Source organism: Streptomyces sp. NPDC001920 (genome assembly GCF_053594495.1).
Window position 1 is genome coordinate 316,384 of sequence record NZ_JBSFEP010000012.1, and the last position, 19,286, is coordinate 335,669.

The 19,286-nt window shown below is 70.7% G+C and carries 15 protein-coding genes; 5 read left to right on the forward strand and 10 right to left on the reverse strand.

Annotated elements, in window-relative coordinates; genetic code table 11:
• Positions 1-262: 262 nt before the first annotated feature.
• The 5 genes from ACWCPI_RS22545 to ACWCPI_RS22565 form a co-directional block, all read right to left on the reverse strand.
• Positions 263-1,102 carry a carbohydrate ABC transporter permease gene (locus ACWCPI_RS22545; RefSeq protein ID WP_451039780.1) on the reverse strand — a complete coding sequence of 280 codons (840 nt, stop codon included), beginning with the start codon at positions 1,100-1,102 and terminating at the stop codon, positions 263-265.
• Between the two features lie 4 nt (positions 1,103-1,106).
• Positions 1,107-2,060 carry a carbohydrate ABC transporter permease gene (locus ACWCPI_RS22550; RefSeq protein WP_451039781.1) on the reverse strand — a complete coding sequence of 318 codons (954 nt, stop codon included), beginning with the start codon at positions 2,058-2,060 and terminating at the stop codon, positions 1,107-1,109.
• Positions 2,061-2,103: 43 nt separating this feature from the next.
• Positions 2,104-3,480: an extracellular solute-binding protein gene (locus ACWCPI_RS22555; protein ID WP_451039782.1), complete on the reverse strand. Its 1,377-nt coding sequence runs from the start codon at positions 3,478-3,480 to the stop codon at positions 2,104-2,106.
• 147 nt (positions 3,481-3,627) lie between these two features.
• Entirely contained in the window at positions 3,628-4,329 is a 702-nt protein-coding gene (locus ACWCPI_RS22560; RefSeq protein ID WP_451039783.1) for a response regulator, read from the reverse strand.
• Positions 4,326-6,092, reverse strand: coding sequence for a sensor histidine kinase (locus tag ACWCPI_RS22565; protein WP_451039784.1), 1,767 nt, complete (start codon positions 6,090-6,092; stop codon positions 4,326-4,328). Before ACWCPI_RS22565 ends, ACWCPI_RS22560 begins: the two co-directional genes overlap by 4 nt.
• Before the next feature lie 183 nt (positions 6,093-6,275).
• Here ACWCPI_RS22565 and ACWCPI_RS22570 point away from each other — a divergent pair, with 183 nt between their 5' ends.
• Positions 6,276-7,697, forward strand: a complete 1,422-nt coding sequence (locus tag ACWCPI_RS22570; protein WP_451039803.1) for a cation:dicarboxylate symporter family transporter — start codon at positions 6,276-6,278, stop codon at positions 7,695-7,697.
• A gap of 226 nt (positions 7,698-7,923) precedes the next feature.
• Here ACWCPI_RS22570 and ACWCPI_RS22575 read toward each other — a convergent pair whose 3' ends face one another.
• Together ACWCPI_RS22575 and ACWCPI_RS22580 are read right to left on the reverse strand one after the other, a co-directional pair.
• Complete coding sequence (locus tag ACWCPI_RS22575) at positions 7,924-8,814, reverse strand: aldo/keto reductase (protein ID WP_451039785.1); 891 nt, start codon at positions 8,812-8,814, stop codon at positions 7,924-7,926.
• 1 nt (position 8,815) lies between these two features.
• Positions 8,816-9,727 carry an NAD-dependent epimerase/dehydratase family protein gene (locus tag ACWCPI_RS22580; protein WP_451039786.1) on the reverse strand — a complete coding sequence of 304 codons (912 nt, stop codon included), beginning with the start codon at positions 9,725-9,727 and terminating at the stop codon, positions 8,816-8,818.
• 45 nt (positions 9,728-9,772) lie between these two features.
• Here ACWCPI_RS22580 and ACWCPI_RS22585 point away from each other — a divergent pair, with 45 nt between their 5' ends.
• From ACWCPI_RS22585 to ACWCPI_RS22600, 4 genes are all read left to right on the forward strand, one after another.
• Positions 9,773-10,282 carry an Lrp/AsnC family transcriptional regulator gene (locus tag ACWCPI_RS22585; protein ID WP_451039787.1) on the forward strand — a complete coding sequence of 170 codons (510 nt, stop codon included), beginning with the start codon at positions 9,773-9,775 and terminating at the stop codon, positions 10,280-10,282.
• 28 nt (positions 10,283-10,310) lie between these two features.
• Positions 10,311-10,739: a MerR family transcriptional regulator gene (locus tag ACWCPI_RS22590; protein ID WP_451039788.1), complete on the forward strand. Its 429-nt coding sequence runs from the start codon at positions 10,311-10,313 to the stop codon at positions 10,737-10,739.
• Between the two features lie 14 nt (positions 10,740-10,753).
• Positions 10,754-11,068, forward strand: a complete 315-nt coding sequence (locus tag ACWCPI_RS22595; protein ID WP_451039804.1) for a thioredoxin family protein — start codon at positions 10,754-10,756, stop codon at positions 11,066-11,068.
• A gap of 187 nt (positions 11,069-11,255) precedes the next feature.
• Positions 11,256-13,481, forward strand: coding sequence for a HelD family protein (locus ACWCPI_RS22600; RefSeq protein WP_451039805.1), 2,226 nt, complete (start codon positions 11,256-11,258; stop codon positions 13,479-13,481).
• A gap of 189 nt (positions 13,482-13,670) precedes the next feature.
• On the opposite strand, the gene glgB is transcribed toward ACWCPI_RS22600, so the two are convergent.
• The 3 genes from glgB to treS form a co-directional block, all read right to left on the reverse strand.
• The gene (glgB, locus tag ACWCPI_RS22605) at positions 13,671-16,418 is read right to left on the reverse strand and encodes a 1,4-alpha-glucan branching enzyme (RefSeq protein ID WP_451039789.1); all 2,748 of its coding nucleotides are present in this window, start codon (positions 16,416-16,418) and stop codon (positions 13,671-13,673) included.
• On the reverse strand, positions 16,415-17,866 hold the full coding sequence (locus ACWCPI_RS22610; RefSeq protein WP_451039790.1) for a maltokinase N-terminal cap-like domain-containing protein: 1,452 nt from the start codon (positions 17,864-17,866) through the stop codon (positions 16,415-16,417). The genes glgB and ACWCPI_RS22610 overlap by 4 nt, the downstream gene beginning before the upstream one ends.
• 85 nt (positions 17,867-17,951) lie before the next feature.
• On the reverse strand, positions 17,952-19,286 hold a 1,335-nt coding region (treS, locus tag ACWCPI_RS22615), incomplete at its 5' end, for a maltose alpha-D-glucosyltransferase (RefSeq protein ID WP_451039791.1).

Below are 19,286 nucleotides of genomic sequence, written 5' to 3' on the forward strand. Positions count from 1 at the left end.
GTGAGGCCGGTGCCGGGGTGGTGGTGCGGCGGCTCAGGCTGCTCGTCACGTCCGGTGAACGGCAAGGTCACGGAGCATATTCGCGAAGGCTTCCGATTCCGGTACGGGGTCCGGCCCGTCCGGGCGGACGCCGAACGGCTCGCGCGGGGATCGCCCGCACGACCGGTCGTCGAAGACGAGTGCGGCACCCGGGGCCGCGGATCGGGGTGCCGGAGCGGGCGGGGTGCGGCTCGATCCCGACGCTCCGGCGTCCCGCGAGCCCTCACCCCTTGACCGCCCCGCCCAACGCGAACCCCCCGCCCAGCCGCCGCGCCACCATCACGTACAGCAGGATCACCGGCGTCGAGTAGATGATCGAGAACGCCGCCAGCTGCCCGTAGACCACCGTGCCCCGGTTCCCGAAGAACTCGTTGATGCTCACCGCCGCCGGCATCTGGTCCGGTGTGAGCAGCAGCATGAACGGGACGAAGAAGTTGCCCCACATCATCACGAACGAGAACACCGTCACCACCGCCACGCCCGGCCCCATCAGCGGCAGCACGATCCGCACCAGCGACTGCAGCGACGACGCCCCGTCGGTCCAGGCCGCCTCCTCCAGCTCCTTCGGTACTCCGTCCATGAAGTTCTTCATCAGCCAGACGGCGAACGGCAGTTGGGAGGCGGCGAAGAAGAAGACCGTGCCCTGCATGGTGTCGATCAGGTTCACCCGCACGAACAGCGCGTACACCGGCACCATGATCGCCGTTATGGGCAGGCACGTCGCGAAGAGGATCGTGAGCAGGAACGGCCGGTTGAAGCGGGACCGGAACCGCGACAGCGGGTAGGCGGCCAGGGCCGCGCACGCCACCGTCAGGGCCGTACCGCCGCCGCACAGGAGGAGGCTGTTGAGCAGCGGGGTGAACGTGATGTCCGGGGTCAGGACCGCGTCGAAGTTGTCCAGGGTCACTCCCTCGGGGACCTTCACCCGGAGGTCGGCGTCCGTGTCCAGCGAGGACAGGATCACCCATGCCAGGGGGAGCACGAACGCGGCGGCCACAGCCAGCAGGCCCGCGTCCGCGGCCAGGCGGTGCGTCGTCCGGCGGGACGCGAGCGGCCGGGGCATGGCGTCACACCTCCGTTCGCAGAAGCCGCAGGTACACCACCGAGAACAACGAGCCCACCACCAGGAGCAGCAGGGCTACGGCCGTGCCGTAGCCGATCATGCTCTTCTGGAACGCCTCCTCGTACATGAACAGCGGCAGCGTCTGGCTCCTGCCGCCCGGGCCGCCCCTGGTCATCACCCAGATCAGACCGAAGACGGACAGGGTCTGGAGGGTGATCAGCATGAGGTTGGTGCCGATGGAACGGCGGATCATCGGGAGGGTGATGTGCCACAGGCGGCGCGGGCCGTCCGCGCCGTCGACCTCAGCCGCCTCCGTGATCTCCTTCGGGATCTCGTCGAGGGCCGCCGAGTAGACCAGCATCGAGAAGGCCGTGCCCCGCCACACGTTGGCGAAGGACACCGCCAGGATCGGGAGGGTGAACAGCCAGTTCTGGGTGGGCAGGTGCAGCCAGTCCAGGATGGCGTTCAGGGTGCCCTCACGGCGGAAGAAGGCGTAGAGGAGGAATCCGGCGACGACCTCCGGCAGGACCCACGCGGTGATGACGATGCCGCCCACCACCGTGCGCACGGGCTTCGACGCCCGCCGCATCATCGCGGCCAGGGCCAGGCCCAGCGTGTTCTGGCCGATCAGGGCCGAGACGACCGTGAACACGAGGGTGAGCCACACCGCGTTCAGGAACGCCTCGTCGGCGAAGGCGGTACGGAAGTTGTCGAAGCCGACGAACGACTCCTCGGCCTGACCGGTCAGTTGGAGGTCGGTGAACGCGATGTAGGCGCAGTACGCGATGGGGCCGGCGAGGAAGAGGAGCAGCAGGACCAGGGCGGGGGAGAGGGGCAGGGCCCGGCCGAGGGCGCGGCGGCCCGCGCCGCGCGTGCCGGAACCGGGGCGCGAACGCGGCGCACCGGATGGGGGTTTGGTGGACGCCGGGTCCACCGCGTGCCGTGCTTCGGCGGTCATGGGCGGCCCTCGCAGCCGCTCACGTCCCGGTCCACGGCCCGGTTCACTTCTCGGTCACCTGGCCGTCCGTGGCCGCCCGCAGTTCCTCGTCGTAGCCCGCGGCCGCCTCCTCGACCGACATGTCCCCCGTCGTCACGCCCTCCATCGCCTCCTGGACGGCGGTGGAGACCTTCGGGTACGCCGGGTAGGCGGGCCGGTAGTGGGTGCTGGCGACGAGGTCCGTGAAGAACGCGATGCCGGGCTGGGCCTTCACGTACGCGGGGTCGGAGGCCACGTCCTCGCGGACCGCGATGCCCGAGTTGGCGATGTACCACTTCTGGGCGTTCGCCTTCGTCTGCATGGTCTTGATGAACTCGAAGGCCAGGTCGGGGTTGCCCGCCTTCGCCGGGATCGACCAGGTCCAGCCGCCGGACATGCTCACCTTGCCGGGTGCCTGGCCCTTCTGGGTGGGCATGGCGGCCAGACCCAGTTCCTTCGACCACTCGGGCCACTCGTGACCGCTGCCCGGCAGCCAGTCCTGCGGGAGCCAGGAGCCGTCGAGGGCGATCGCGAGCTTGCCCTGCGGGAGCCACTCGCCGCGGACCCGGGTCATGACGTTGGGGTCGAGGGCGTCGGAGACCTCGGGGCCGAGCTTCTCCTTGTAGACGGTCTCCACGAAGGCCAGGGCGTCCTCGAAGCCCTGACTGCCGGCGATCCACTTCTTGCTGCCCTTGTCGTACAGCGGATCCGAGGTGCCGTCGTTCGTGCCGTACAGCAGCATCTCGAACGTCTGCATGGTGGCGGCCTCACCGACGGGCTTGCCGGTGTAGATGTTCAGGGGGATGACGTCCGGGACCTTCTGCTTGACGGCACGGGCGGCGTCGAGGACGTCCTCCCAGGTCTTCGGCTGCCAGTCGGCGGGCAGACCGGCCTTCGCGAAGACGTCCTTGCTGAACCACAGGCCCCGGGTGTCGGTACCGTCCGGGACGCCGTACGTCCTGCCGTCCTCGCCCTTGGCCGCGGCCTTCGCCGTGTCGATGAACCGCCCCCAGTCCTTCCACCGGGCGAGATAGGGGTCGAGGGGCTTCAAGTACCCGCTGGTGATGTCCGAGTTGATGAGGAAGGTGTCCTCGTAGACCAGGTCGGGGGCGGTCTTGGGGGAGCGCATCATCTGCTGGAGCTTGGTGTAGTACTCCGAGTCCGGGGCCTTGATGGGTACGAACTCGACCTTCTTGCCGGGGTTCGCCTCCTCGAACTGCTTCCTGATGTCCGCGAGGTAGGTGTCCATCACCTTGATGGAGTTGTCCGTGGACTGCTTGAAGGAGACCTTGAGGGTGTCCGGATCACTTCCCGATCCGCTGCCGCAGGCGGTGAGGGTGGCTGCGGCGGCAAGGGTGAGGGCGAGGAGTGTGGGGAGGGCGGCGGTGGGGCGCACGGGCATGACCTCCTGCGGGCGCACGTCGTTGTGGCGCGGGGATGGCTGCCTGGTGAACGTAGGTTGGGTGGTCAGGTCAGGTCAATGCGTCTGCGAAGGATTGGGCTGGTCAGGTCAAGGAGTCCGCGCGCAAGGACGGGACGCGGGTGCCGGCTACCGGCCAGCACCCGTGCCCGGAACCCACCGGTACACCAACTCCGGCCTTCCCACCTGCCCGTAGACCGGCTTGCGCTCGGCCCTGCCCGCCTCCACCAGATGCTCCAGATAGCGCCGGGCCGTGATCCGGGAGATGCCCACCGCCTCGGCCACCCCGGCCGCCGTGAGCCCTTCCTCGGCCTCCCGCAGCGCCCCGGTCACCCGTTCCAGCGTGGGTGCGCTGAGCCCCTTGGGAAGCGCCGCCGGTCCGGGGGCGCGCAGTGCCGCCAGCGCCCGGTCCACCTCGTCCTGTCCGCTCGCCTCCCCCACGGCCGCGTGGAACTCGGCGTACCGCACCAGCCGGTCGCGCAGCGTTGCGAAGGTGAAGGGCTTGAGGACGTACTGCACGACGCCCAGCGACACCCCCTCGCGCACCACGGCCAGATCCCGCGCCGACGTCACCGCTATCACGTCCGCGTGATGCCCGGCCGCCCGCAACGACCGGGCCAGTTGCAGTCCGTGCACATCCGGCAGATGCAGATCGAGCAGCAGCAGGTCCACCGGCGTCCGCTCCAGGGCGCGCCGAGCCTCCGCCCCCGTGTGCGCCTTGCCGACCGCGACGAATCCCGGCACCCGCCCCACGTACATCACATGCGCGTCCGCCGCCACCGGGTCGTCCTCCACGACCAGGACGCGAATCGCCTGCTCGGCCGCCGTCATACGTCACCTCTCGAAACCGCCGCGCCCTCGGCGCCCGGCGCGGACCCCGCCCGCCGCGCACCCCGGCCGCCCGGCACGGGCTCGCCCGCCGACGGGCGCCCCGCGTCCTCACTCACAGCGCCGTCGCCCTCCGGGCCGTCACTCACGGCACCACGGCCGCCCTCGCCCAACGGCAACCGCGCCTCGAACTCCGCCCCGCCCTCGGCGGCCCCGGCGACCGCCAGGGCACCGTCGTGCCGATGCACCGCCTGCCGCACCAGCGCCAGCCCCAGCCCGCGCCCGCCCGGCCCCGCCGGCTTCGTGGAGAAGCCGCGCTCGAACACCGCGTCCGCGTGTGCGGGGTCCACCCCGGCCCCCGTGTCGCAGACCCGCAGCACCAGCTCCGCGTCCTCGGTGTACACCGTCACCGTCACCCGCGCCCGCACGCTCCCCTGCGCCGCGTCCACCGCGTTGTCGATGAGGTTGCCGAGGATCGTCACCAGGTCCCGGGCGGGCAGCGACGGCGGCAGCAGCCGGTCGTCCAGCCGGCTGTCCTGCGACACGACGAGTTCCACGCCCCGCTCGTTGGCCTGGGCCGTCTTGCCCAGCAGCAGCGCCGCCAGCACCGGCTCGCTGACCGCCGCGACGACCTGGTCCGTCAGGGCCTGCGCCAGCTCCAGTTCGGCGGTGGCGAACTCCACCGCCTCGTCGGCCCGTCCGAGCTCGATCAGCGAGACCACCGTGTGCAGCCGGTTCGCCGCCTCGTGCGCCTGCGACCGCAGCGCCTGGGTGAAACCCCGCTCCGAGTCCAACTCTCCCATGAGCGACTGGAGTTCGGTCACGTCCCGCAAGGTCACGACCGTGCCCCGCCGCTCACCGCCGGAGACCGGCGAGGTGTTGACCACCAGCACCCGTTCCGCCGCCAGATGCACCTCGTCGACCCGTGGCTCCGAGGCCAGCAGGGCCCCCGTCAGCGGCGCCGGCAGCCCCAGCTCCGCGACCGACCGCCCCACCACGTCGGCGGGCACCCCGAGGAGCTCGCGCCCGCCGTCGTTGATCAACGCCACCCGGTACTGCCCGTCCAGCATCAGCAGCCCCTCGCGCACGGCGTGCAACGCGGCCTGGTGGTAGTCGTGCATCCGGCTCAGCTCGGCGGCGTTCATGCCGTGGGTGTGCCGCCGCAGCCGGGCGTTGATGACGTACGTGCCGATCGCGCCCAGCGCCAGCGCGCCCGCCGCCACCCCGAGCAGCGCCGTCAGCTGGTCCTGCACCCGCTTGCTGATCTCCTCGACCCGGATGCCCGCGCTGACCAGCCCGACGATGCTCCTCGGTGCCGTGTCGCCGTCGTAGATCGGCACCACGGCGCGCACGGACGAGCCGAGCGTGCCGGTGTACGTCTCGGTGAAGGGGTCCCCGCGCAGGGCGCGCTCCGTGTGCCCGCGGAAGTGCTGGCCGATCTGCTTCGGGTCGGGGTGCGTCCAGCGGATGCCCTCCGGGTTCATGATCGTGACGAAGTCGACCTCGGCGTCGCGCTGGACCCGCAGGGCGTACGGCTGGAGCTCGGCCGTCGGATCGGGGGTGCGGATCGCCTCCCGCACGGACGGGGCGTCCGCGATCGACTGGGCCACGGCCATGGCCTGCCTTCCGGCGGCGTCCTCGGCCTGGCCGCGGTCGCTGACGTACGTGAACACCGCGTACCCGGCGACGAGCACCGCTATCAGCACCGCCTGCATGGCGAAGAGCTGGCCGGCCAGGCTGCGGGGTCTCGGGACGGGGATGCGCATGCCGTCAGTCTGCCTCCCTGGCCGATTGTGAACTAAATGAACGGAAGGGTGACCGCCCTCACACAGCGGGAGATAGTCACCGCATCGCTGAATACGACCCCCGTCCCCAGGGCGTCGTCCCCGGACCGGGGCGCGGCACCCGCTCAGCGAACCCCCACCCCGGACGTGAGCCGCACGCCGGTGATGCCGACGAAGACGTCAAGGAGGGCAGCCGTGGCCGCCGCCAGTTCCCCCGATACGGCACCTGCCGCACCCGTCGCCAAGCGGGACCGCACGCACTACCTCTACATCGCCGTGATCATCGCGGTGGCCCTCGGTATCACCGTGGGTCTGGTCGCACCCGACTTCGCGGTGGAGCTGAAGCCCATCGGTACGGGCTTCGTGAACCTGATCAAGATGATGATCTCGCCGATCATCTTCTGCACGATCGTGCTGGGTATCGGCTCGGTACGGAAGGCCGCCAAGGTCGGCGCCGTCGGCGGTATCGCGATGGTCTACTTCCTGGCGATGTCGCTGGTCGCACTCGGTATCGGTCTTGTCGTCGGCAACATCCTGGAGCCGGGCACCGGGCTCGCCGTCACCGACGCCGTCAAGGACGCCGGGCACGCGCAGGTCGACGCCGAGGCCAAGGACACCACCGAGTTCCTGCTCGGCATCATCCCGACCACGATCGTCTCCGCCTTCACCTCGGAGTCGGTCCTGCAGACCCTGCTCGTCGCCCTGCTCGCCGGCTTCGCGCTGCAGGCCATGGGCTCGGCCGGGGAGCCGATCCTGCGCGGGATCGAGCACATCCAGCGCCTCGTCTTCCGCATCCTCGGCATGGTGATGTGGGCCGCCCCGATCGGCGCCTTCGGTGCCATCGCCGCCGTCACCGGGTCGGCCGGACTGGACGCGCTCAAGCAGCTCGCCATCCTGATGCTCGGTTTCTACGTCACCTGCTTCCTCTTCGTCTTCATCGTGCTCGGCGCGCTGCTGAGGCTCGTCGCCGGCCTGAACATCCTCACGCTCTTCAAGTACCTGGGCCGTGAGTTCCTGCTGATCCTGTCGACGTCCTCCTCGGAGTCCGCGCTGCCGCGCCTCATCGCGAAGATGGAGCACCTCGGCGTCAGCAAGCCGGTGGTCGGCATCACCGTCCCGACCGGCTACTCCTTCAACCTCGACGGCACCATGATCTACATGACCATGGCGTCCCTGTTCATCGCCGACGCCATGGGCACGCCGATGTCGGTGGGCGAGCAGATCCCGCTGCTGCTGTTCCTGCTGGTCGCCTCGAAGGGCGCCGCCGGTGTCACCGGCGCGGGCCTGGCCACGCTGGCCGGCGGTCTCCAGTCGCACAAGCCCGCCCTCGTGGACGGCATCGGCCTCATCGTCGGCATCGACCGCTTCATGAGCGAGGCCCGCGCCCTGACGAACTTCGCGGGTAACGCGGTGGCCACGGTCCTGATCGGCACGTGGACGAAGGAGATCGACAAGGAGAAGGTCAACCAGGTGCTCGCCGGGCAGCTGCCGTTCGACGAGACGACGCTCCTGGACGACGACCACGGTCACGGCGCCCCGGCCGAGGTGCCCGAACAGGGCGGCGAGAAGGAACTCGCCAAGGCCTGAGGCCTGACCTCCGGCCCCGCCCGCTCCGGGTGCCCGGCCCCGCCTGAACCGGGGCCGGGCACCCGGCCATCGCCCTCCGGGCGGCTGAGACGCTCCCCCGTCGCGCAGCCGCCCGGTCGGCGTTCGTCGCCCCGCATCCCAGGACCGCGCCTCAGGCGCACGGTGCTGCCGCGCCGGGGGAGTGACAGGGGCGGGTCCGGGTGCGGGGTCCGCCCTGGTCGGGTGTTCAGCTCGTCCGAGTGGTCCCGTCGCCGTCCAGCAGTGTCAGCTCCGCCGGGCTCAGCTCCAGCTCCGTCGCGCCGGCCGAGTCCCGGATCGTCTCGGGCCGGCTAGCGCCCGGGATCGGGATGACGGTGGGTGACTTCGCCGACAACCAGGCGAGGCAGACCTGTTGAGGGCTGACGCCATGTGCGGCCGCCACCGCGTGGAAGGCGCCGAAGCGCACCTCGCCCTCGGCCGGTGCCGGTCCGTCCAGGGAGCTGCGGGAGATGCCGCCCAGCGGGCTCCACGGCAGGAACGCGAGCCCCAGTTCGGCGCACAGCCGCAGTTCCGGCTCGCTGTCGCGCACGGCGGGTGAGTACCGGTTCTGCACCGAGACCAGTCGGTCGCCCAGGATCTCGCGGGCCACCAGGATCTGCCCCACGTCCGCGTTGGAGATGCCGGCGCGTCGGATCTTGCCCTCGTCGAGCAGCTCGCGCAGCGCGCCCACCGATTCCTCGAAGGGCACGGCAGGGTCGGGCTTGTGCAGCTGGTAGAGGTCGATGGTGTCGACGCCGAGCCGCCTGAGGGAGCCCTCGGCGGCCGACTTCAGATGGCGTGGATCGCCGTTCACCGTCCAGCCGCCGTCGGCGTGACGGCCGCGGCCACCCTTCGTGGCCACCAGTACGCCGGCGGCGGCACCCTTGAGCGCGCGCGCCACGAGGCGTTCGTTGTGGCCGGGCCCGGCCCCGGGCAGGTGGTAAGAGTCCGCCGTGTCCAGCAGCGTCACGCCCGCGTCCAGGGCGGCGCGCACGGTGGCCAGGGCGCGTTCCTCGTCCGGCCGGCCCTCGATGGACAGCGGCATCGCGCCGAGCCCGACGGCGCTCACCGGTACGTCGCCGAGTGTGCGGTACCGCATGTCAGTCGCCCTTTCCGAGGGTCTCGGCGACGGCCCGCGGCAGCCACTGCCGGGTCCGGCCGAAGGGGAAGCCGAGCCGGGCGGCCCGGGAGTTGTCCATGCCGTAGGAGCGGCGGAAGGAGAACGGGGAGACCTCGCCGACCTCGACGGCCCGGAACACCGCCTTGCCGCCGGGGACGTGCGCGGCCACCGCGTCGCACAGCTCCTGAGTGGTCAGCAGCCCGTGGGAGGCCGCGTTGACCGGGCCCGTGAAGTCCTCGCCCGCGGCCCAGAACAGGAAGTCGGCGATCTCCTCGACGTGGATGTAGGTGGCCGGCCGGTTGTCGACGGGCACGGAGATCGGCGTGCCGCTGCCGATCCGTTCGGCGTAGTGGTCCAGCCGGCCGGTGAAGTCGTCGTCCCCGCCCATGACGTGGGCGACGCGCACGGCCGTGTACGGGAACGCGGGGTCCGCGGCGAGCACCGCCTCCGCCTGGCGCTTGCCCTCGCCGTAGTGGGCCGCGAGGAACTCCGGTTCCGTCCAGGGGAGGTCGAGGTCGACGTGGACCGTGCGCGCGTCGACGGCCCCCTCGCCCACGAGCGTGGTCGCGTCCTCGTACTCGTACACCTCGACGGTCGAGGTCATGACGTAGCGGCCGGTGCGGCCGGTGAAGATCCGGCGGGCGACGTCCGCCTGCCGCGGGGTGTAGCAGACCTGGTCGACGATGACGTCGAAGACGCGCGAACCGAGGGCGTCCGTCAGGGACTTCTCGTCGTCGCGGTCGGCGACCAGATGCACCGTCCCCGGCGGTGGCGGCGACGACCCCCGGTTCAGGACCGTCACCCGGTCCCCGGCGGCGAGCAGACGCGCGATGAGCCGCTTGCCGAAATAGCGGTTGCCGCCGATGACCAGTACTTCCCGTGCCTTTTCCATGACCATAATCTTCCTGGCGCACCACGGCGTCCTGAAGGGGGAACCATGGGAGTTCAGGCCACCGCACCGAAAGAACCACGGCATCTTCGGGCCACCGCCAGCGAAACATCGGCGGCCTTCGATGCGCTGGACCGGCAGATCCTGGAGCTGCTCCAGACCGACGGCCGGATCAAGCTGAGCGAGCTGGGCCGCCGGGTGCGGCTCAGCCCGGCCGCCGTCACCGAGCGGGTGCGCAGACTGGAGGCGTCCGGTGCGATCACCGGCTACGGCGCCCATGTCGTCCCGGCCCGGCTGGGCTACGGCATCCAGGCCTTCATCCGGGTCAATCCGCACGGCGGTTACAACCTCAAGCACCCGAGGACCCTGGAGCTCATCGAGCGCCCGGAGATCACCGAGGTGCACCATGTGGTCGGCGAGGACTGCTGGATCCTCAAGGTCGCCGTCCGGGACACCGTCCACCTGGAGCATGTCCTGGAGGAGATCTCCGCGCTCGGGCGTACGACGACCTCGATCGTGCTCACCTCCCCGGTGGAGCGAAAACCGCTGTTGCCCTGACGTCGGCGTCAAGGCTTACGTTCGACGTATGCGAATCGGCGAGCTGGCCGCACGGGCCGGGACCACGACGCGGGCGCTGCGGTACTACGAGGCGCGCGGGCTGCTGCCCGCGCGGCGCGGGGAGAACGGATACCGGACCTACGACGAGAGCGATCTCGAACTGCTCCGCCAGATCCGGACGCTCCAGGACTTCGGGTTCGAGCTGGAGGAGACACGGCCGTTCGTGGAGTGCCTGCGGGCCGGGCATCCGGAGGGCGACTCCTGCCCGGCGTCGCTCGCTGTCTACCGGCGCAAGCTGGACGAACTCGACGCGCTGATCGGTGAGTTGCAGACGGTGCGGACGAAGGTCCGGGCGCAGCTGGCGCGCGCGGAGGCGGCGCGGGACGAACTGGCCGCCGACGCGCTGGTTCCGGGTGGTCCGGAGCCGTTGTGCGAACTGGGAGGGCGGGAGCTGTGATCAGGGCGGCGGGTGTGGCCGAGGTGACGGACGCGGATTTCGGGGCGGAGGTGATCGGGGCGGAGCTGCCGGTACTGGTGGAGTTCACCGCGGACTGGTGCCCGCCGTGCCGGCAGATGGGGCCGGTGCTCAGCGCACTCGCGGAGGAGGAGGGGGAGCGGCTCAAGGTGGTCCAGCTGGACGTGGACACCAACCCGCTGACCACCAACGCGTACAAGGTGCTGTCGATGCCGACGTTCATGGTCTTCCGCGGCGGTGAGCCCGTGCTGTCGATGGTGGGGGCGCGGTCCAAGCGGCGGCTGCTGGAGGAACTGTCCGACGTGGTCTGATCCGACGCGCTCTCGACCCACCGGAACCGGAATACAGAAAATCCCCCGAGCAATTGCGCTCGGGGGATTTCTTTAGGTATATTCAATGGTTCGCGACTTCGCGATGGCCGGTCGCGGAAAAGTTCAGTGAGCACAGTATATCCGGGCGGGAGCGGAATTGTCAAACACCGAATTCCAAGACGGTGAAATGCGGCGCGAGCAGGAATTCATCGACGGCCTGTACGCGCGCGTGGACGCCCTGCGCGGTGACACCGAGGCCGGTGTCACGGACGCGCTCGCCCAGGGTGACAAGCCCATGCAGGCCCGGCTGGAGCGGGACATCCTGGTCGCCGAGCGGTCCGGGCTGCTCGCCGCGCTGAACGCGGTGGACGGTTCGCTCTGCTTCGGCCGGATCGACCTGTCCTCGGGCGTCCACCACCACATCGGCCGAATCGGCCTGCGCACCGACGACGCCGAGCGCACGCCGATCCTGATCGACTGGCGCGCCGACGTCGCCCGCCCCTTCTACCTGGCCACCGGCCACACCCCGATGGGCATCAGGCGCAGGCGGCACATCACCACCAGCGGCCGTACGGTCACCGCTCTGCACGACGAGATCCTCGACCTGGGCGACCAGGAGAGGACCGGCCACGAGGACCCGACCGGCGACGCCGTCCTGCTCGCCGCGCTCAACTCGGCGCGCACCGGCCGGATGACCGACATCGTGCAGACCATCCAGGCCGAGCAGGACGAGATCATCCGGGCACCCCACCGCGGTGTCCTGGTCGTCGAGGGCGGCCCCGGCACCGGCAAGACGGCCGTCGCCCTGCACCGCGCCGCCTACCTGCTGTACGAGTACCGGGAACTGCTGGCCAAACGGGCGGTCCTCATCGTCGGACCCAACCCCGCCTTCCTCGGCTACATCGGCGAGGTGCTGCCCTCGCTCGGCGAGACCGGCGTGCTGCTGGCCACGGTCGGCGAACTGTTCCCCGGCGTACGGGCCACGGCGACCGACACCCGGGAGGCGGCCGCGGTGAAGGGCCGTGCCGACATGGCGGACGTCCTCGCCGAGGTCGTCCGCGACTGGCAGGCGCTGCCCGACCCGGTGATCGCGATCGAGCACGACCGCGAGGTGCTGATGCTCGACGACGACCTCGTACGAGTGGCCCGTGAGCGCACCCGCGCCGCCAAGCTGCCGCACAACGTCGCCCGCGAGCACTTCGAGGGCCACATCCTCAACACGCTCACCGAGCTGTACGCCGAACGCGTCGGCACCGACCCCTACGACGGCACCAACCTGCTGGACGCCAGTGACATCACCCAGATCCGGGACGAGATCGCCGAGAACCCCGAGGTCTGGGCCGCCATCGACCAGTTGTGGCCGCGCCTGACGCCGCAGCGGCTGGTCGCCGACTTCCTCGCCGACCCCGTGGGCTACCTCCCCGACGAGGACGCGGCCGCCGTCCGCCGCCCGGTCACGCGGCAGTGGACCGTGGCCGACGTGCCGCTGCTCGACGAGGCCGCCGAGCTGCTCGGCGAGGACGACCGGGTGGCGCGGGCACGGGCCGAGCGCGAGCGCCAGACGCAGATCGCCTACGCGCAGGGCGTGCTGGACGTGTCGTACGCCTCCCGGACGTACGAGTTCGAGGACAAGGAGGACGGCGACCCCGACGGCTCCGAGGTCCTCTCCGCGCACGACATCATCGATGCCGAGCGCTTCGCCGAACGCCAGGAGGAGGACGACCACCGCAGCGCCGCCGAGCGGGCCGCGGCCGACCGGACCTGGGCGTTCGGGCACATCATCGTCGACGAGGCGCAGGAGCTGTCGCCGATGGCCTGGCGGCTGCTCATGCGGCGCTGCCCGACCCGCTCCATGACGCTGGTCGGCGACCCGGCCCAGACGGCGGAAGCCGCGGGCGTCGGCTCGTGGTCGAAGATCCTCGCGCCCTACGTCGAGGACCGCTGGGACCACACCCGCCTCGGCGTCAACTACCGCACCCCGGCCGAGATCATGGAGCTCGCGGCGGCCGTGGTGCGCGCCGAGGACCCCGACTTCGAGCCGCCGAGCTCGGTGCGCTCGACCGGTGTACGGCCGTGGGTACGGGCCACCGACGACCTGCCCGGCGCCGTGGCCGAGGCGGTCGGGGAACTGACCCCGGCCGAGGGCCGGCTCGCGGTCATCGCGCCGCGCCATCTGCACCGCAGGCTGGCGGCGGGGTTGGACGGGGTGACGGCGGGGGAGCAGCCCGACCTCACACGGACCGTCGTGCTGCTCGACCCGCGTCAGTCGAAGGGGCTGGAGTTCGACTCGGTGCTGGTGGTGGAGCCGGGGTTGTACGGCACGAGTGATCTGTACGTGGCGTTGACACGGGCCACGCAACGGCTGGGGGTGTTGCACACGGGACGGTTGCCGAAGGCGCTGGTCACCACCTGAACCGGGTTTCGCCCCCGCCGCCCCTGCCCCTTCCCGTCGACGGGGGCTGTCGCCCCCGGACGCGCCGCTTCGGCCCTTGAAGGGGCCTCGTCCTCGAAACGCCGGACGGGCTGGAAGCCAGCCCGCCCGGCGTTCGAGGAACGGGGGTCGAAAGGGCGGCAGCCCCTTCAGGATGGGCGAACGACTGCGCTAGGCCGGCCGCAACCAGACCGTGGCCAGCGGCGGCAGGGTCAGCGTGATGCTGGCCGTGCGGCCGTGCCAAGGCTGGGCCTCCGGCTTGATGGGGTCGGGATGGGTGACGTCACTGCCCCCGTACTTCGCCGCATCGGTGTTCAGCGCCTCGTGCCAGGCAGGCACGTCGTCGGGAACGCCCAGCCGGTAGTCGTGCCGGACGACCGGAGACAGGTTCGACACCGCCAGCAGCGGAGCCCCTTCCGCGTCGTAGCGCAGGAACGCGAAGACGTTGTCGTCGGCCGCGTCCCCGACCACCCACTCGAACCCGGACGCGTCGGTGTCCCGCTGCCAGAGCGCCGGCGTGTGCCGGTAGACCGTGTTGAGGTCGCGGACCAGGTCCCGCACCCCCCGGTGGTCCGCCTCCGCCCCGTACGCCGGATCCAGCAGCCACCAGTCCGGGCCGTGCGCCTCGGACCACTCGGCGCCCTGCGCGAACTCCTGCCCCATGAACAGCAGTTGCTTGCCCGGGTGGGCCCACATGAAGCCCAGGTAGGCGCGGTGGTTGGCGCGCTGCTGCCACCAGTCGCCGGGCATCTTGGAGACCAGTGACCGCTTGCCGTGCACCACCTCGTCGTGGGAGATGGGCAGGACGTAGTTCTCGCTGTAGGCGTACACCATCGAGAACGTCATCTCGTTGTGGTGGTACTTGCGGTGCACCGGCTCCTTGGCCATGTACTGAAGCGAGTCGTGCATCCAGCCCATGTTCCACTTCAGCCCGAAGCCGAGGCCCCCGAAGCCGCCAGGCCCGGTCACATGCGTCGGGCGGGTCACGCCGTCCCAGGCCGTGGACTCCTCCGCGATGGTGACGACCCCCGGCACCCGCCGGTACACCGTGGCGTTCATCTCCTGCAGGAATGCCACCGCGTCCAGGTTCTCCCGCCCACCGTGCTCGTTCGGCACCCACTGTCCCGGCTCACGCGAGTAGTCCAGGTAGAGCATGGAGGCGACCGCGTCCACGCGCAGGCCGTCGATGTGGAACTCCTCGCACCAGTACAGGGCGTTGGCGACCAGGAAGTTGCGCACCTCCGTGCGGCCGAAGTCGAACTCCAGCGTGCCCCAGTCCGGGTGCGCGGACCGCAGCGGATCCTCGTGCTCGTACAGCGGACGCCCGTCGAACTGAGCCAGCGCCCACTCGTCGCGCGGGAAGTGCGCCGGCACCCAGTCCATCAGCACGCCGATGCCGGCCCGGTGCAGGGAGTCGACCAGGTACTTGAAGTCGTCGGGGGTGCCGAGGCGGGCCGTGGGCGCGTAGAAGCCGGTGACCTGGTAGCCCCAGGAACCGCCGAAGGGGTGCTCGGCGACCGGCATCAGCTCGACGTGGGTGAAGCCCAGGTCCTTGACGTACGCGGGCAGCTGCTCGGCGAGTTGACGGTATGTCAGCCCGGGTCGCCAGGAGGCGAGGTGGACCTCGTAGACCGAGAACGGCGCCTCGTGCGCGGGCCGCTCCGCGCGTCGCGCCAGCCACTCGTCGTCCCCCCACTCGTGGTGCGAGGCGTGCACGATGGACGACGTCTCGGGCGGGGCCTGCGTACGACGGGCCATCGGGTCGGCGCGCAGGGTCTTCGAGCCGTCCGGCCGGGTGATCTCGAACTTGTACAGCTCGCCCTCGCCGATGCCGGGCACGAACAGCTCCCAGACGCCGGTGCCGCCGAGCGAGCGCATCGGGTACCCCGTGCCGTCCCAGTAGTTGAAGGTGCCGGCGAGGGACACGCCACGTGCGTTCGGCGCCCACACCGTGAAGCGGGTTCCGGTCACGCCCTGGTGGGTCATCGGCTCGGCGCCGAGCGCCCGCCACAGCTGCTCGTGCCGGCCCTCGCCGATCAGATGGAGGTCGAGGTCGCCCAGCGCGGGCAGGAAGCGGTACGCGTCCTCGGCCTCCTGGACCGTCCCCTCGTACGCCACGAGCAGCCGGTAGCCGTCCGGCACCTCCCGCAGCGGCAACAGCCCCGAGAAGAAGCCCTCCCCGTCGTCGTGCAGTTCCGCCCGCAGGCTTCCGGCGACGACGGTCACCGACAGGGCGTACGGCCGGAAGGCACGGAAGGCGACACCACCGGGTGCCGGATGCGCGCCCAGGACGGAGTGCGGGTCGTGATGCGTGCCGCCGAGGAGGCGGTCGCGGTCGGATGCGTCGAGGGCGCAGGCGCCGAGGGCGGCAGAGACGGCGACGGGCGTCTTCGGCGGCGGGGCGGAGTACGGCGCGGCGGCCTTGCCCGCCGTGGCCTTCTGCGCGGGGATCTTCTTGGCGGTGGCCTTCTGAGCGGGGATCTTCTTGGCGTCCTTGCCCGCGGGTGCGGCCTTCTCGGCAGCCGTGCTCTTCGCGACGGTCTTCTTCGCGGTCGCCTTCTTGGCCGGTGCCTTCTTGGCGGCCGTCTTCTGCGCGGGGGTCTTCGCGGCTGCCGTCTTCTTGGCTGCCGTCTTCTTGGCCGGTGCCTTCTCGGCGGCGGTCTTCTTGGCCGTGGCCTTCTTCGCCGCCGCCTTCTTGGCGGTCGTCTTCTTCGCGGTCGTCTTCCCGGCCGCGGCGGTCTTCGTGGCCGCCTTCTTCGCCGTCCCCTTCCTCACGGCCTCCGCGGCCTTCTCGGCGGCCCTTGTCGTCACCTTCTTCGCGACGCTTTTCTCGGCCTTCTCCTCGGTCGTCTCCACGGCCGGTGCGCCGGCCGTCAGCTGCGGATCCGAACCGCTGGAAGAAGTGGTGCGGGGGGTCACGGGCGGGGCCTCCTAGGCGAGGGTGGGGATACGGGGGTGGGAGTCGCGGGCGCCGGGGGACCGTCGTCCGCGGCGAGGCGGCGTATCGCCGACAGCGGTACCGGGAGCCAGTCGGGCCGGTGACGGGCCTCGTAGACGACCTCGTAGATCGCCTTGTCGGTCTCGTACGCGCGCAGCAGCACCGGATCGGTCCGCGGATCGACTCCGCCGACCTGCGCGTACCCGGAGCAGTACGCGGCCCGGCAGGCGTCCGCCCAGCCCGGTACCGGCGGGTCGGCCGAGTGGGCGGCGTAGTCGAAGGAGCGCAGCATCCCGGCGACGTCGCGCACCGGCGGCTGCGGCATCCGGCGCTCGGCCAGCGGCTTCGACGGCTCGCCCTCGAAGTCGATCAGCCACCACTGTCCGGCGGGCGAGCGCAGGCACTGCCCGAGGTGCAGATCGCCGTGGATGCGCTGGGCGGTCCAGGTGCAGCCCTCGGCGGCGAGGTCGGCCAGCGCCGCGAAGGCGGACCGCAGGTCGGGCGCGTACGGCCGCAGCGCGGGCACCGCCTGCGCGGCCGCGTCCAGCCGCTCGACCATGCCGTCGACCAGCTGCTGCACCTGCGCGTGCTGCAGGGTCACGGTCGGCAGCGTGCGGGCGAGGGCCATGTGCACCTCCGCCGTCGCGCGGCCGAGCGCCCGGGCCGCGGCGGCGAAGTCCTCGCCCTTGGCCAGCTCGCGCAGCGCCAGCTCCCAGCCGTCCGTCGCGCCCTGCACGAAGGGCTGCAGGACGCCCAGGACGTACGGCTCGCCTGCCAGCTCCGCCCGGATCCACGCCGTCGGCGCGGGCACCCGGTCGCAGCTCTCGCGGGCCAGCGCCAGCGGCAGCTCCAGGTCGGGGTTGACGCCGGGTACGACGCGACGCAGCAGCTTCAGGATGAACGTATCGCCGTACACGACCGACGAGTTCGACTGCTCGGACGTGACCAGGCGCGGCACCAGACCGGACCGGATCTCCCGACCCCCGTCCCGCTCGAACCGCAGACCGCCGATCCGGGCTTCGGAGCGCAGCGCCTCGAGAAGCAGCTCGGCGGGGCGGGTGTCGTACAGCGCGTCGTACACCGTGCGTCCGGCGAGCGGGCCGTCGGCGACGTGTCCGATCAGCGCGGGCGCCAGCCGCGGCGGCAACGCCTCGCGCTCGCCTATGAGGAGCTGGTAGCAGTCCGCGGGCTGCTCGGCGGCGCCCGGCACGGGCGCGAGTGGCTGATGGGCGCGCACCAGGAGGTGGTACAGGCCCAGCCTGCCGCCGGGCGGCAGCAGCTCGGTGGCCGCCACCAGTGAGAACCCGGTGACCGGACGCCCTTTGCCCGCGAACCAGCGCTGTCGTGGCAACCACTCCCGCAGCAGCGGCTCCAACGAGGGAAGGAGACCGGGAGAGGTCGTAAAGGTACGGGTGACGGCTTCCGACATGGCGTCGCGTCCTTTCCCCGGGCCGGTCGGGGTGTTACTGATGCGTGCCCCGGGCGGGGCGGAGGAAACCGCCCCGCCCGGGGTCTCAGGCGGCTTCCTTGCGCAGCCGGAACCAGTAGAAGCCGTGCCCGCCAAGGGTCAGCAAGTACGGCAGTTCACCGATGGCCGGGAATCGCACCCCGCCGAACAGCTCGACCGGATGTCGCCCGGTGAACCGGCGCAGATCCAGTTCCGTCGGCTGCGCGAACCGCGAGAAGTTGTTCACGCACAGGACGAGATCGTCCTCGTATTCACGCAGGAATGCGATCACCGCCGGATTCGACGACTGGAGTTCCGTGTAGGAACCGAGTCCGAACGCCGGATTCTGTTTGCGGATCTCGATCATCCGGCGCGTCCAGTGCAGCAGAGAGGACGGCGAGGACATCGACGCCTCGACGTTGGTGACCTGGTAGCCGTAGACCGGGTCCATGATCGTGGGCAGGAACAGCCGCCCCGGGTCGCTCGACGAGAAGCCGGCGTTGCGGTCGGGCGTCCACTGCATGGGCGTGCGGACGGCGTCGCGGTCGCCGAGCCAGATGTTGTCGCCCATGCCGATCTCGTCGCCGTAGTAGAGGATCGGCGAGCCGGGCAGCGACAGCAACAGGGCGGTGAACAGCTCGATCTGGTTGCGGTCGTTGTCCAGCAGGGGGGCGAGCCGGCGGCGGATGCCGATGTTGGCCCGCATCCGCGGGTCCTTGGCATATTCCGCGTACATGTAGTCGCGCTCTTCGTCGGTGACCATTTCGAGGGTCAGCTCGTCGTGGTTGCGCAGGAAGATGCCCCACTGGCAGCCCGACGGGATGGCCGGGGTCTTGGCGAGGATCTCCGAGACCGGGTAGCGCGACTCCCGCCGCACGGCCATGAAGATCCGCGGCATCACGGGGAAGTGGAACGCCATGTGGCACTCGTCGCCGCCGCTTCGGAAATCGCCGAAGTAGTCGACGACGTCCTCCGGCCACTGGTTGGCCTCCGCCAGCAGCACCGTGTCCGGGTAGTGGGCGTCGATCTCCTTCCGCACCCGCTTCAAAAACTCATGCGTGGCCGGGAGGTTCTCGCAGTTCGTGCCTTCTTCCGCGTACAGATAGGGCACGGCGTCCAGCCGGAAACCGTCGATTCCCAGGTCCAGCCAGAACCTCAGCGCGGAAAGGATCTCCTCCTGGACGGCCGGGTTCTCGTAGTTCAGGTCCGGCTGATGGGAGAAGAAGCGGTGGAAGAAGTACTGCTTGCGGACCGGGTCGAAGGTCCAGTTGGAGACCTCGGTGTCGACGAAGATGATGCGGGCGTCACCGTACTGCTTGTCGTCGTCGGCCCACATGTAGTAGTCGCCGTAGGGGCCGTCGGGGTCCTTCCTGGACTCCTGGAACCACGGGTGCTGGTCGCT